Here is a 12,789-nt window from a genome sequence, read left to right on the forward strand (position 1 = left end):
AACGCGGGGGTCGAACGCGGGGGATGGGGGACAATCGGCCCTGTGACCTTGAGAATCGCCATCGACGACGACGCGACGACCGCTCCGTACGAGCAACTGCGCACGCAGATCTCCGAACTGGCCCGCTCGGGCGCGCTGCCCGTGGGACACAGACTCCCGACGGTACGCGGCTTCGCCGAGGAACTGGGCCTCGCGGCGAACACCGTCGCCAAGGCCTACCGGGCGCTGGAGGCGGACGGTGTGATCGAGACACGCGGCCGGAACGGCACGTTCGTCGCGGCGGCGGGCGACGCGGCCGACCGCAAGGCGGCAGCCGCCGCCCAGGAGTACGCGGAGCAGGCGAGACGGCTGGGGCTGGCCCGTACGGAGGCGCTGTCGCTGGCCGAGGACGCGGTGCGGGCGGCGTACTCACGCTGAGAGCCGGCGCCCGGTGCGGGCCGGGTCATCTCGCCAGCCGGCCCAGCAGCGACGACGCGGTGACGATACCCACGAGTGCCGCGAAGGCCAGCACCCCGTAGTCGAGCAGCAGATGGGACGGCGTACCGAGCAGCAGCCCGCGCAGAGCGTCCACCTGGTAGCTCAGTGGGTTGATCTTGCTGATCACCTGGAGCCAGCCGGGCATGATCGCCACCGGATAGAGCGCGTTCGACGCGAAGAAGAGCGGCATGGTGATGGCCTGGCCGATACCCATCAGCCGGTCCCTGGTGAGGACGATGCCCGCGATCGTGATCGACAGGCACGAGAAGAAGGCCGAACCGAGGATCACCACGACCGCGACCCCGAGCAGTTTCAACGGATTCCAGGTCAGGCCCACCCCGAGGGCGGCGGCGATGAGGATCACCACAACCGCCTGGATCAGCGCCTTCACTCCGGAGGCGAACGCCTTTCCGCTGATCAGCGCGGATCTCGGGGTCGGCGTGACCAGCAGCTTGGTCAGAATTCCGGCGTCCCGCTCCCAGATGATCATGATGCCGTAGAAGATCGCGATGAACATCGCGGACTGGGCGATGATGCCGGGCGCGAGAAAGTCGATATAAGGGATGCCGCCGGTCGGGATGGCCTTGATGTGGGTGAAGGTCTCGCCGAAGATCAGCAGCCACAGGGCGGGCTGGATGGCCCGGGTGTACAGCTCGGTGCGGTCGTGGCGCAGCTTCTGAAGCTCGACCACGCACATGGCGAGGACTCTGGCGGGCAGTACCCGCCAACCCGTGCGGGGCTGCGGTGGTTTGAGCAGCAGATCGAATCGGTCGGGGTCGGTGGCCTCAGCCGACGCGGGACGCCGTGCGGCGTGTGCTCCTGACATCGCGGAAGTCGCCTCCCTCCTCGTCCAGGCCCTGACCGGCCACCTCGCGGAAGACGTCCTCCAGCGTCGGTGCGGTGTCGGGTCCCGCGCCCGCGCCCGCACCCGATTCGGCACGGCGGCGCTCGCGAAGCTCGTTCCGCAGCTCGTCGGAGGTGCCGAGGGCGTGGATCCGGCCTTGGTGCATCAGCCCGACCCGGTCGCAGTACTGCTCGGCCTCGTCCATGTAGTGCGTGGTCACCAGCACGGTCATGCCGGTCGCGTGTCGCACGGCGTTGATGCGCTCCCACACGCTGCTGCGGGCGATCGGGTCGAGACCGATCGTCGGCTCGTCCAGCATCAGCAGCCGGGGCGCGCTGACCAGTGCCTGGGCGAGTTCCAGGCGGCGGATCATGCCGCCGGAGTAGGTCGCGGCCATCCGGTCGGCGGAGCCGGTGAGATTGACCGCCTCCAGCGCCTGGTCGACCCGTGCGGCGCGTTCGCGGCGCGGTACGTCGAAGACACGGGCGAACAGCGTCACGTTCTCGCGGCCCGTCAACGCGGCGTCGGCGGACAGTTGCTGCGGTACGTAACCGAGCAGGCGGCGCACCGCCATCTTCTCCTTCGCGGCGTCGTGCCCGAACACCCGCACCAGGCCGGCGGGGACCGGCAGCAGTGTGGTGATACAGCGGATCGCGGTCGTCTTGCCGGCGCCGTTGGGGCCGAGCAGGCCGAAGACCTCGCCGGGGCGCACGGACAGGTCGAGGTTGTCGACGGCCTTGGTGTCCCCGAAGGAGTAGTCCAGCCCACGGCAGCTCACGGCCTCGGTGGCGGACCCGTCAGCGGTGGCAGCCGTGGCGGCGGTGGCGGCGGTGTTCGGAGCGGTTCTGTCGGTCATGTGCCCTCCACTTCCTCGCGCAGATTCCGGGCGAGGACGCGCAGCGCCGGCAGCGCCGCGGCCAGGGTCGCCCGTTCCTCTTCGGTCAGCCGGGCCACCTGCTCGCGCACCAGCGTGGAACGCCGTGCCTCCCAGTCGGCCAGACGGGCTGTCGCCGCCCCGGTGGGCAGCAGCAGGACGGACCGGCGGTCGGCGGGATCGCTCTCCCGGCGCAGATAACCGGCCCGGCTGAGCTGATTGACCAGGGTGGAGACCGAGTTCCCGGCGAGATACAGCTCCTTCGCCGCGTCCGACACCCGGATTCCGGGGCGGGCCGCGACCAGTCGCAGCAGCTCGATCTGCGCGCCCCGCAAGGGCGGGGCCGACAGACCGGCCCTCAGCCGCCGCCGGATCATGCGCTGCACTCCTGCGAGCACATCGGCGAGCGAGTCGGGGAACTCGACCGAAGTCATGGCTTCATTTTAGCTCTGAGTGGGAGCTATCGCCAGAAAAGGCACATAAGGGGCGGAGGGGCGGCTTCTACAGGTACAGGCCCGCGTTCGTGCCCTTCGACTGACCCGGGACGGACGTCGGGCCGCTGCCGCGACGGAGCGCGAACAGTTCGGCCAGCGTGGCTCCCTCGCGGCCCACCGCTCCGCCCCAGTCGCCATCTTCCCGGCTCAGCCAGGTCTCCGCCTCCGGGCGGGTCAGCGCGCCTACCTCGATACGGGCCAGACAGCGGCCGGGCCTGACGACCGCCGGGTGAAGGCGTTCCAGATCCTCGTTGGTCGTCACGCCCACCAGCACGTTCCGGCCCTGTCCGAGCAGCCCGTCGGTGAGATTCAGCAGCCGGGACAGTGCCTGGCCCGCCGTGTGCTTGGCCTCGCCGCGGATCAGCTCGTCGCAGTCCTCCAGGAGCAGCAGCCGCCAGCGGCTCTTCTCCGAGCCCTCGTCCTCGCCGATCGCGATGTCCATCAGATAGCCGACGTCGTTGAACAGCCGCTCCGGGTCCAGCACGCAGTCGACCTGGCACCAGTCGCGCCAGGACCGGGCCAGCGTCCGCAGCGCCGACGTCTTCCCGGTGCCCGGCGGGCCGTGCAGCAGGAGCAGCCGGCCCACGACCTCGTCCGGTGTCACCTTCATCAGCCGGTCCATCGCGTCGGCCACCGGCGCCGTGTAGTTGGCCCGGACCTCGTCCCAGGTGCCGGCCGCGATCTGGCGGGTCGTCCGGTGCGGGCCGCGGCGCGGCGAGTCGTACCAGAACCCGATGGTCACGCTCGACGGCACCGGCTCGGGCTCGTCCTGCGCGCCGCTGGTCGCCTGGCCGTGCACCTTCTCGGCCAGTTCGGAGGTGGTGGCGGTCACCGTGACGTCCGCGCCGCGATTCCAGCGGGAGACGAGCAGCGTCCAGCCGTCGCCCTCGGCGAGTACGGCGCTGCGGTCGTTGTCCCGGGCCGAACGCAGCACCGTGGCGCCCGGTGGCAGCAGTGAGGCGCCGGGCTTGACGCGGTCGATCGACGAACTGTGCGAGTGCGGCTGCTCGCCGGTCGCGAAACGGCCGAGGAAGAGCGCGTCGACCACATCCGACGGTGAGTCGCTGTCGTCGACGTTGAGCCGAATCGGCAGTGCGTCCTGAGGCTTGGCAGACATGGCGCCCATGATCCGCCACGGGCCCGGCTGACGCACGGCGTTTAGCGCGGTGGCGGGTTCGTCCCCAGCCGTCGGACAGGCTCTGTCCTCAATCGCCGGACGGGCTTGTAAGCCCGTCCGGCGATTGAGGACAGAGCACCGAGCCCGTCCGGCGATTGAGGACAAGGCCGGTCCGCCGTGCCGCGCGGACCATCGCGTACGTCTTCGTCAGCGCCCGGTCGCCCGCGAACACCGCGCCGACGCCCCGGCCGTCGACCAGCCGTTCGAACTCGCCGATCCCCGTGGAGCGCCGCACCGTGACCCGCTTCAGGGCGTACGGACCCTGGCCCCGGCGGGCGAGCGCGTTGCCCACGGCCAGCGACTGGGTGAACCCGGCGGCGCGGACCGCGTGCCGTACGCGGCGGGTGGAGTAGCCGTACGGGTACGCGAACGAGACCGGCGCGGCGCCCAGTTCGGCGGCGACGATCTCCCGGCAGCGCGCCGCCTCGTGGCCCAGCCGCGCGCCGTCGAGCTGGTCCAGCTGCGGATGCGTATGGCTGTGCCCACCGATCTCCACGCCCGCGGCGGCCAGTTGGCGCACCTGGTCCCAGTCGAGCATCGTGTCGGGTGCGCCGCCCTCGTCGTACGGGCCGCGCAGCCACCCCGTCGTGACGAACAGGGTGGCCGCGAAGCCGTGTTGGGCCAGGACGGGCAGGGCGTGCCGGTGCACGCCCTCGTAACCGTCGTCGAACGTGATCAGCACCGGCCGGGCCGGCAGCCGCCCGTGCCCCCGCCAGACGGCGGCCAGCGCCCCCGTCGTCAGCGGGGTGAACCCCCGGTCGCCGAGGAGCGCGAGCTGCTCGGCGAACGCCTCGGGCGACACGGACAGGGCGTGCGCCGACGGGGCCGGCCGGTGCGCGAGCGCGTGGTACATCAGGATAGGTACCGGCTCCTTCGAGTTCGGTGCGGGCTCGACCGTGCTCGAACTCATGCCGACATCGACGCGGCAGGCGTGATGGGTCCGGACGAGTACGTCACCGCGCCCCGGCGCGCACGGGCGGTGCCCACCAGATACCCGGCCGCCGTCGTCAGCACCCCGGCCACGATCGCGCCGGCGCGCGCCGCACCGCCGCGTCCGCGCCCCGGCCCGCGCACCGCGTCGCGCAGCCCGCGCGCCACCCCCGCGGGCAGCACCCGGGTGGTGTAGCGCCGCTCGGACTCAAGCCCCTTGCCCGCGCCGACACTTCGGGCGACCAGGGCCTTGGAGAGACCTTCGGCGTAGGCACGGGTACGGAAGTATCCGAACCGGGTACGCGACCGGGGGACCTTGTGGTGGATCACCGCGCGGTCGTCGATCAGCAGCACGGCGTGCGGCAGCGCCCTGGTGAGCCTGATGCACAGCTCCGTCTCCTCGCAGCCCAGCGGCCGCCGGCCGCCGTCCCGCCCGATGCCGGTCGCGAAGCCCCCGGCGGAGTCGAACGCGGTACGGCGGAAGGAGGCGTTGCCGCCCAGGACGTTGCGGACCCGTACCCTGCCCGGCGGCAGCCCCCGGTACGTACAGCCGACGACCCAGTCGAACTCCTCGGGGAACCAGACCGGCCGGCTCCCCGTGGACCAGGCGGGCAGCGTCCTGCCGCCGACGGCCATCACCCGAGGATCGCCGTAACCCGCCGCGAGGTGGCGCAGCCAGTCGCGTTCGGCGACGGCGTCGTCGTCCAGGAAGGCCACGAACTCCCCGCGTGCGGCGGCGATTCCGGTGTTGCGGCCGGCGGAGAGCCCACGGGGGCCCGCGTTGGCGAGCACCCGCACCTCCCCGCCGTCCGCCGGGGAGCAGGAGCCGTACTCCTCGCGGAGCCGGGCCAGCAGCGCCTCGTTGTGGTCGACCACGAGCAGCGTTTCCGTGGGCGGCATCGACTGCTTCCGCACGGAGTCGACGGCGGCGAGGATGTCCTCCCAGCGCTCCTGCGTGTACGCGCAGACGACGACGGAGAACGAGCGGTGGAGATGACGGTCGATCAAGAGACCTCTCCCCGCTGCCCGATGACGGCCGCCGGGAAGCCCGCCCGGACGGTGAGCGGGAGGGGGAGGGGGAGCGGCAGCACCGGTCTGACGGCGCGTGGCCGCCGCCGGGCCGCCCTCGGGACGCCCTTCTCCCGGAGGATGACCCGCAGGACGCGCAGCCCGTCGCGTATGGCCCGGAGATTGCTCGCGCCGTGTATCCGGTCGTACTCGTGGCTCGGGATCTCCTGCACCTTCAGACCCGCCTTGACGACCCGGATGTTCATCAGGGTCTCGACCTCGAACCCGGTGCAGTCGAGCGTGATTTGGTCCAGGCAGTGCCGCCAGAAGGCGTTGTAGCCGTAGCAGAGGTCGGTGTAGCGGGCGCCGAACTTGGCGTTCACGACCGAGCAGAGCACATGATTGCCGAGCTTGCGGATCAGCGTCATGTCGTCCGTGCCGCCGCCGTTGGCGAACCGCGACCCCTTGGCGAAGTCGGCGCCCGAGACGAGGGCCGACACATAGCTGACGATCTCTTGCCCGTCGGCCGACCCGTCCGCGTCGACCATCACGATGATGTCCCCCGTACAGGCGGCGAATCCGCTGATCAGGGCGTCGCCCTTGCCTCTGCCGTGCTGCTTGACGACCTTGACGTCCGGTCGCAGCTGCCGCGCGACACGGATTGTGCCGTCGGTGGAGTTGCCGTCCACGAGGACGACTTCGTGGATCCAGCCGGGCAGCGTCTTGAAGACGTACGGCAGATTCTCCGCCTCGTTCATCGCGGGGATCACCACGCTCACCGGCGGCGCGATCGCGAGGTACGAGGAGACCGGCCGATAGCGGCCGGTCAATTCATGGACGGCGGTCAATTCATGGGCGGTCAGCGCATGGGCGGTCAGTTCATGGTCGAGAACGTCGTCGCGCGATTCGCGGTCGGCCGTCTCGCCGGACAACGGCATGGCTAACGGGTCTTCGCCCGGGGCCGCCGGGCGCGTGAATGAGCTCACGGGATCTTTCCCTCTCCACCGGTGGACCGCCCGCCCCCGGGCGGTCCGGATGATGTGCCGGTTCGAAAAGGGGGTTCTCACCCTGTATGTGACAGCGTGGATCTCCGTGCCTGCCGGGTGAGCAGAGACAAGTCGTACGCCGCGCGGCACCCCCATACCGCGCCCCGCGCCGGGAGCCGCCGCGACGTCCGAGCCCTCCCCTGAAGTCGCTCTCCATGACGGACCGATGCGGGTGGATGTCCGAAGGTATTGATACTTACGACTGTATGGCAAGGGCTGCGACATGACCGCGCCTATTTGCTATTTGGGCTTACTTCGACCGGTGGTTTCCGGAAGCTCCCAGTTCGGATTTACTCAATCCGTTATAGGGCACGCCCCTGTTCCGGCCGGTTCGAGCGGTATACGCGCGTCCAACTGCAAGCTCTCACCGGATCTTCTTGGCATGAACACTTCCAGTGAAGTCCCATGCCTGGTACGAACGTTGAGGCAGAGATCCTGCTCAATGGAGGTTCCCCCACATGAAGCTGTCCAGATTCGCCGCCCTCTCGTCCTCGCTGCTGCTCGGCGCCGTCCTCGCGTTCACCGGCGCGGGCCAGGCCCAGGCCGCCGAAGCCGCCGCGCTCGACTACGTCGCCCTCGGCGACTCCTACTCCTCCGGCCTCGGCTCCGGTTCCTACGGAAACAGCGGCGCCTGCAAGCGCAGCAGCCTGGCCTACCCGCAGCTCTGGGCCAACGCCAACTCACCCTCGTCATTCGCCTTCACGGCTTGCTCGGGTGCTCGTACGGGTGATGTGACCGGCAGTCAGCTCGGCCCCGTGAACTCCGGAACCGACCTCGTCAGCATCACCGTCGGCGGCAACGACGCCGGCTTCGCCGACGTCATGACCACCTGTGTCCTCCAGTCCGAGGCCAACTGCGTGGCGCGGGTGAACCAGGCGCGCGCCTACGTCGACTCGACCCTGCCCGGCCAACTCGACTCCGTGTACAACGCCATCAGCGCCAAGGCCCCGGCCGCCCAGGTCGTCGTCATCGGATACCCCCGCTTCTACCAGCTCAGCGGCTCGTGCGTGGTGGGCATGACCGAGACCGAGCGCGGGGCGATCAACGGCGCCGCCGACCACCTCAACTCCCTGCTCGCCAAGCGCGCCGCCGACCACGGCTACCGCTTCGCGGACGTCACCGGCCCCTTCACCGGTCACGAGATCTGCTCGGCGAACTCCTGGCTGCACAGCGTGAGCTGGCCGATCGGCGAGTCCTACCACCCCACTGCCCAGGGCCAGTCGGGTGGCTATCTGCCCGCGCTCTCCTCGGCCGTCTGACCTTCGGCCGTCCGAACCTTCGGCCGTCCGACCCAATCGCGGATCGTACGAACCGACCGTCGATCGGGTGCCGGTCCGCCCGTCCCGCGGGGGCGGGCGGACCGGGACCGACGTTCGATCCGATCGAATATCTCGCTGGTCGATTGTCCAACTCGCCCTGGAATACAATGGATTCAACGGGCGGACTTGCATCCCGTACGGGTGCTGTCAATCCTTGAGGCGGGATACACGTGTGTCCTACGGGGGCGATAGGGTTAACCTGCCCGAGCCGGGTGCCCTTGTACGGGTGGGGAGTGACATGAATCAGATAACGGTGCACAGCAGGGCGCGAGTCCCTGCCATCACATGTGGGAGCAGCGCGACCAGTTCACGGCTCGACCGTCATCTCTCGGTGCTCGGCGGCCCTGCCGTCCCGCAGCGCGAGGCGGCCGAAGCCACCAGCCTCATGCGGGAGTTGACCTCGCGGGACGAGATGCGGACCCGTAGGAGCAAGAGCGCGCGTGTCTCCCTGTTCGCACCGCTCAGGCGGCTGCGGCGGTCCCTCTTCGGCAGTCGCCGCTGACCCCTCCGGTCGGCGGTCGCCGACCCCCGGACAGCGCTCGGGCGATCACACCGTCCCGGTGCGGCGCCGCGCTCCGCCCGCCCGTCACCCCCGAGGCCGGCCCGCGGCGGTGCGCCGGTGTGCTCGCCGAGCGCCCGGACCGTCCCTCGGCGGTGCCGCCGCCTCACCACCCGGCAAGGTGAACCGGCGGCAGCGGCAGGGGCGTCGACAGGGGCGTCGGCGCCCGGCGTTCAGTCGTCGGTCTTCGTGTATCTGCGGATCGTCAGCGGTACGAACACCGCCAGGATCACCAGTGACCACAGCAGCGTGCCCGCCACCGGGTTCGCCGACGGCCACGCCGCGTCCGCGTTCGGCGACGCGTTGCCGCACAGGTCGCGTACGGCCGCCGCGATGGCGCTGATCGGGTTCCACTCGGCGATCAGACGCAGCCAGCCCGGCAGGCCATCCGTGGGGATGTACGCGTTCGAGATCAGCGGCAGGACGAAGGTGGTGCTGCCGAGTTGACCCGCGATCTCCTCGTTGCGGATGAGCAGCCCGAGATACGCGCCGACCCAGTTGGCCGCGGAGCGGAACAGCAGCAGCAGACCGAAGGCCCCGAGCGCGCCCGGCACGCCCCCCTCGATCCGCCAGCCCACCGCGAGACCCACCAGCACCAGTGGCACCATGGCGATGGCCGTGGTGAGCACATCGGCCGCGGTCTGGCCCAGCGGTACGGCGACCCGGCTCATCGGCATCGTGCGGAACCGGTCCATCACGCCGCGCTGCGCGTCCTGCGAGGACTGGAACATGCCGGTCATGATGCCGCCGGCCGCCGTCGCCGCCAGCAGGCCCGGCACCAGGAACGCCCGGTACTCCTGGCCCGGTGTCGCGAGCGCGCTGCCGAAGACGAAGCCGAAGAACAGCAGCATCGTGATCGGCATGGTCTGGGTGAGGATCACCACGCCGGGGGAGTGCCTGATCCGCTGGAGATGGCGGCCGAGGACGGCCGTGCTGTCGTAGGCGACGGTGCTCACGCGGCACGCTCCTCGGTGCTCGTGCGGGCGGCGGGTCGCGCGGCACCGGCCGCCGCGCCGCCGGCGGGGGGCGCGCCCGTACCGCCGGTCAGGCGCAGGAACACCTCGTCCAGCGTCGGCGGGCGCAGGCTCGCGTCGACCACCGGCACCCCGGCCGCGTCCAGCTCGCGGACGATCCGGGGGAGCGTGAGCGTGCCGTCGCTCGCCACGGCGCCCACCGCCCGGCGCTCCCGGTCGATCACCGGCTCGGCGCCGGTCAGTTGGTCGAGCACGCCCGCCGCGGCGACGAAGACCGCCTCCGTGGCGTCCCCGGCCACGACCACTTCCGCGTACGACCCGATACGGGACTTCAGCTCGGCGGGCGTGCCGCGGTGCGCCGCGCGGCCGTCGTCGATCAGCACGATGTCGTCGGCCAGCCGGTCGGCCTCCTCCAGATACTGCGTGGTCAGCAGGACGGTCGTGCCCTCGTCGGCCAGTTCGCGTACCGCCGTCCAGATGTGGCCGCGGCTGCGCGGGTCGAGCCCGGTCGTCGGTTCGTCGAGGAAGAGCACCTGGGGCCGGGTGAGCAGGCTGGACGCCAGGTCGAGGCGGCGGCGCATACCGCCGGAGTAGGTGCGGGCGGCCCGGTCGGCCGCCTCGGTGAGCTCGAAGCGCTCCAGCAGCTCGTCCGCGCGGGCCCGGCCCGCCGCTCCCCTCAGGCGCAGCAGTTTCGCGAAGAGCCTCAGATTCTCCCGGCCGGTCAACTCGCTGTCGACGGAGGCGTACTGGCCGGCGACACCGATCGCCGAGCGGACCGCCGCCGCCTCTTTCACGATGTCGTGCCCGGCGACCCGGGCGGATCCGCTGTCGGGGGCGCTGAGTGTGGTGAGGACGCGTACGGCGGTGGTCTTGCCCGCGCCGTTCGGACCCAGCACCCCGCAGACCGTGCCCCGCGCGACGGCGAGATCCAGGCCGCGCAGGGCGCGCACCTCACCGAATCGCTTCTCCAGACCTTCACTAAGTACGGCGTACGTAGTATTCATGCGGCTCACCGTACCTCACTACGTACGCTGTACGTAACTGATGTCTGGGGGAGAATGGCCGACGAGGTGATGACCGATGGCGGGGCGACCTGCTGAACCCGAAGTGATCTGGTCGCGTCCCGAGCGCGCCGCCCGAGGCCCCAGACCCGCGCACACCCGCGCCGAGATCGCGGCCGTCGCCGTCCGGATCGCGGACGCCGACGGCATGGACGCCGTCTCCATGCGCCGGGTCGCCGGGGAGCTGGGCTGCGGCACGATGTCGCTGTACAACTACGTGCCGCGCAAGGAGGACCTGTACGAGCTGATGGTCGACCTGGTCGCCGAGGAACACGACCTGCCGGAGCGCCCCACCGGCGACTGGCGGGCCGACCTCATGGCGCTCGCCCACCGGGCGCGGGCGATCATGCGGCGCCACCCGTGGATGTCGCGCCTCATGTCGTCGACGTACGGCTTCAGCCCGAACACGATGAAGTTCCTGGAATTCAGCCTGTGGTGCCTGGACCCGCTGGAGCTGCCGTACGGCCGGAAGGTGGAGCTGGTCGCCATGGTGAACGGCGTCGTCACCACCTACGTCGCCAACGAGATCCAGAGCGCCGAGCGCACCCGCTCACTTCCCTGGTCGGCCGAGCGGGAGCACGAGATCCGGACGGCCTATCTGGAGAAGCAGATCGCCTCCGGGCGGTACCCCCGGCTGGCGGCGGCGCTAGCGGAGGATTCGGGGCCGGTCGACATGGAGGGGGTCTTCGACCGGGCGCTGGGCCGGGTGCTGGACTCGTTCGCCGCCGACTGACGTCCAGTCACCTTGGCACCCCGGGCACCCCGGCACCCTGGGACCCCGGCACCCTTCAAATCAATTCAGATCAGGGCGAACTGGCCGTCCGGACCCTCCTCGTGATGGTCGAGCACCGAAGCGGGGCGGCGGGCCGCGTCCGGTACCGGCAGCACACCGGCGGCCCGCAGCCCGTCCGCGCCGATCACCGGCCCGTGGTCCAGCGCCGCGCCCAACTCCCGCTGCCGGGACCGCAGTCCGGCGAGCAGCGCGAGTACGGTGATCAGCTCCAGCAGCTCCGACGTCCACTCCTGCGGCCAGACGCGCGGGCCGATCGCCTCCAGGGTGCCCGGCTCCGGCCGCTGCGCGCGCCGCTCGAACCACAGCTCGATCATCCGGACCCCGCCGACCTGGAAGTCCCACGCTTCCACCGGCACGGGCGAGATCCGGCCGTCACCTATGTGGAGCGTCTCGTCCTCGGAGCCGTAAAAAATGGTCGTGGGGCGGGCGGGGACGGCGGCGCGTACGTACGGGCGCCGGCCGCCGGGCAGGCGACGGCGCTCCCCACCGTGCGCGCCGCGCAGTTGGATACCGGTCAGCTCGGCGCCCAGCTCCACCCCGGTGGCCCACAGATCCGGATCGGCGGTCAGCGGCACCACACAGCCGCGCGGCGAGGGGCGGGCCACCGCGACGGCCCAGTCGAGCAGCCGGCGCGGGGTGACCTCGTGCCCGAGGCGCGCGGACAGCGACTCCACGAGACCGGGCGCCATATTGGGTTCGGCGCCGCCCGGCCGGCGGAAGAGCGGCCGGATCCGGCCGGGGCGCCCGGCCGGGGACCGGCCGTCCGGCAGCAGGGCGCTCACCAGCAGCGCGGGACCCGCCGCGCCGGCGACGAACCCCTGCTCCACGGCGAAGAGTTGACGCTCGTCGGCGACCCGCCACAGCTCCGGCCTGGCCACGTCGATCAGCCGGTGGTCGGGGATCAGATACCGCTCGTCGAACGGACCGTGCCCCACCCGCAGCGGCTTCGGACACCGTCCGGACTCCCGTGCGAACCTCCCCGTGCCCGTGGGCTGTCCGGGCAGCGCGGTGACCGCGCTGTGCGGCGTACGGGAGCGGGTCGGCCGGAACAGCGCCGCGCGCTCGGCGCCCGTGGCCCGTATCAGCGTGTCCCAGCGCGCGGTGAGCGAGGCGGCGTCGGGGGCCAGGATCCAGCCGCGACCGAGCCGCAGCGGCGCCACCGACCACGGCATGAGGTCGCTCAGCAGCGGGGCCGTCGTCGGCGCCGTCATACGGGCACACCCCTCCCCGGTT

General features: G+C 71.2%; 14 protein-coding genes. 4 read left to right on the forward strand and 10 right to left on the reverse strand.

Going from position 1 to position 12,789, the window contains the following annotated elements; genetic code table 11:
• Positions 1-42: 42 nt before the first annotated feature.
• Entirely contained in the window at positions 43-417 is a 375-nt protein-coding gene (locus OG700_RS31930) for a GntR family transcriptional regulator (protein WP_405619642.1), read from the forward strand.
• Between the two features lie 25 nt (positions 418-442).
• Here OG700_RS31930 and OG700_RS31935 read toward each other — a convergent pair whose 3' ends face one another.
• The 7 genes from OG700_RS31935 to OG700_RS31965 all read right to left on the reverse strand — a co-directional run bounded on the left by OG700_RS31935 (position 443) and on the right by OG700_RS31965 (position 6,790).
• Positions 443-1,303 (reverse strand): ABC transporter permease, encoded by an 861-nt coding sequence (locus OG700_RS31935; protein WP_405619644.1) that lies wholly within the window; start codon positions 1,301-1,303, stop codon positions 443-445.
• Positions 1,263-2,177 carry an ABC transporter ATP-binding protein gene (locus OG700_RS31940; protein WP_405619646.1) on the reverse strand — a complete coding sequence of 305 codons (915 nt, stop codon included), beginning with the start codon at positions 2,175-2,177 and terminating at the stop codon, positions 1,263-1,265. Before OG700_RS31940 ends, OG700_RS31935 begins: the two co-directional genes overlap by 41 nt.
• A complete protein-coding gene (locus OG700_RS31945; protein ID WP_405619648.1) occupies positions 2,174-2,629 on the reverse strand; it encodes a MarR family winged helix-turn-helix transcriptional regulator in 456 nt (151 codons plus the stop codon). Before OG700_RS31945 ends, OG700_RS31940 begins: the two co-directional genes overlap by 4 nt.
• A 67-nt stretch (positions 2,630-2,696) precedes the next feature.
• On the reverse strand, positions 2,697-3,806 hold the full coding sequence (locus OG700_RS31950) for a DUF5925 domain-containing protein (protein WP_405619650.1): 1,110 nt from the start codon (positions 3,804-3,806) through the stop codon (positions 2,697-2,699).
• An 88-nt stretch (positions 3,807-3,894) separates the two neighbouring features.
• A complete protein-coding gene (locus OG700_RS31955) occupies positions 3,895-4,776 on the reverse strand; it encodes a polysaccharide deacetylase family protein (protein ID WP_405619652.1) in 882 nt (293 codons plus the stop codon).
• Positions 4,773-5,804 (reverse strand): glycosyltransferase family 2 protein, encoded by a 1,032-nt coding sequence (locus OG700_RS31960; protein ID WP_405619654.1) that lies wholly within the window; start codon positions 5,802-5,804, stop codon positions 4,773-4,775. The genes OG700_RS31955 and OG700_RS31960 overlap by 4 nt, the downstream gene beginning before the upstream one ends.
• Positions 5,801-6,790, reverse strand: a complete 990-nt coding sequence (locus tag OG700_RS31965) for a glycosyltransferase family 2 protein (protein WP_405619656.1) — start codon at positions 6,788-6,790, stop codon at positions 5,801-5,803. The genes OG700_RS31960 and OG700_RS31965 overlap by 4 nt, the downstream gene beginning before the upstream one ends.
• A gap of 518 nt (positions 6,791-7,308) precedes the next feature.
• On the opposite strand from OG700_RS31965, the gene OG700_RS31970 reads away from it, so the two are divergent.
• Both OG700_RS31970 and OG700_RS31975 read left to right on the forward strand, forming a co-directional pair.
• A complete protein-coding gene (locus OG700_RS31970) occupies positions 7,309-8,109 on the forward strand; it encodes an SGNH/GDSL hydrolase family protein (RefSeq protein ID WP_405619658.1) in 801 nt (266 codons plus the stop codon).
• Between the two features lie 298 nt (positions 8,110-8,407).
• A complete protein-coding gene (locus OG700_RS31975) occupies positions 8,408-8,671 on the forward strand; it encodes a hypothetical protein (protein WP_405619660.1) in 264 nt (87 codons plus the stop codon).
• Between the two features lie 230 nt (positions 8,672-8,901).
• On the opposite strand, the gene OG700_RS31980 is transcribed toward OG700_RS31975, so the two are convergent.
• On the reverse strand, positions 8,902-9,684 hold the full coding sequence (locus tag OG700_RS31980; protein WP_405619662.1) for an ABC transporter permease: 783 nt from the start codon (positions 9,682-9,684) through the stop codon (positions 8,902-8,904).
• A complete protein-coding gene (locus tag OG700_RS31985) occupies positions 9,681-10,706 on the reverse strand; it encodes an ATP-binding cassette domain-containing protein (RefSeq protein ID WP_405619664.1) in 1,026 nt (341 codons plus the stop codon). The genes OG700_RS31980 and OG700_RS31985 overlap by 4 nt, the downstream gene beginning before the upstream one ends.
• A 76-nt stretch (positions 10,707-10,782) precedes the next feature.
• Between OG700_RS31985 and OG700_RS31990 the strand changes: the two genes are divergently transcribed.
• A complete protein-coding gene (locus tag OG700_RS31990; protein ID WP_405619666.1) occupies positions 10,783-11,496 on the forward strand; it encodes a TetR/AcrR family transcriptional regulator in 714 nt (237 codons plus the stop codon).
• A gap of 65 nt (positions 11,497-11,561) precedes the next feature.
• Here the strand turns inward: OG700_RS31990 and OG700_RS31995 are convergent, their stop codons facing one another.
• Positions 11,562-12,767: a type ISP restriction/modification enzyme gene (locus OG700_RS31995; RefSeq protein ID WP_405619668.1), complete on the reverse strand. Its 1,206-nt coding sequence runs from the start codon at positions 12,765-12,767 to the stop codon at positions 11,562-11,564.
• Between the last annotated feature and the right edge of the window lie 22 nt (positions 12,768-12,789).

The organism is Streptomyces sp. NBC_01508, from assembly GCF_045040315.1.
Taxonomy (GTDB): domain Bacteria; phylum Actinomycetota; class Actinomycetes; order Streptomycetales; family Streptomycetaceae; genus Streptomyces.

Excerpts from the sequence above, each read along its gene's own strand:
- OG700_RS31935 (WP_405619644.1), bottom strand. The coding sequence starts at position 1,303 with ATGTCAGGAGCACACGCCGCACGGCGTCCCGCGTCGGCTGAGGCCACC.
- OG700_RS31940 (WP_405619646.1), bottom strand. The coding sequence starts at position 2,177 with ATGACCGACAGAACCGCTCCGAACACCGCCGCCACCGCCGCCACGGCT.
- OG700_RS31945 (WP_405619648.1), bottom strand. The coding sequence starts at position 2,629 with ATGACTTCGGTCGAGTTCCCCGACTCGCTCGCCGATGTGCTCGCAGGA.
- OG700_RS31950 (WP_405619650.1), bottom strand. The coding sequence starts at position 3,806 with ATGTCTGCCAAGCCTCAGGACGCACTGCCGATTCGGCTCAACGTCGAC.
- OG700_RS31955 (WP_405619652.1), bottom strand. The coding sequence starts at position 4,776 with ATGAGTTCGAGCACGGTCGAGCCCGCACCGAACTCGAAGGAGCCGGTA.
- OG700_RS31970 (WP_405619658.1), top strand. The coding sequence starts at position 7,309 with ATGAAGCTGTCCAGATTCGCCGCCCTCTCGTCCTCGCTGCTGCTCGGC.
- OG700_RS31975 (WP_405619660.1), top strand. The coding sequence starts at position 8,408 with ATGAATCAGATAACGGTGCACAGCAGGGCGCGAGTCCCTGCCATCACA.
- OG700_RS31985 (WP_405619664.1), bottom strand. The coding sequence starts at position 10,706 with ATGAATACTACGTACGCCGTACTTAGTGAAGGTCTGGAGAAGCGATTC.
- OG700_RS31990 (WP_405619666.1), top strand. The coding sequence starts at position 10,783 with ATGGCGGGGCGACCTGCTGAACCCGAAGTGATCTGGTCGCGTCCCGAG.
- OG700_RS31995 (WP_405619668.1), bottom strand. The coding sequence starts at position 12,767 with ATGACGGCGCCGACGACGGCCCCGCTGCTGAGCGACCTCATGCCGTGG.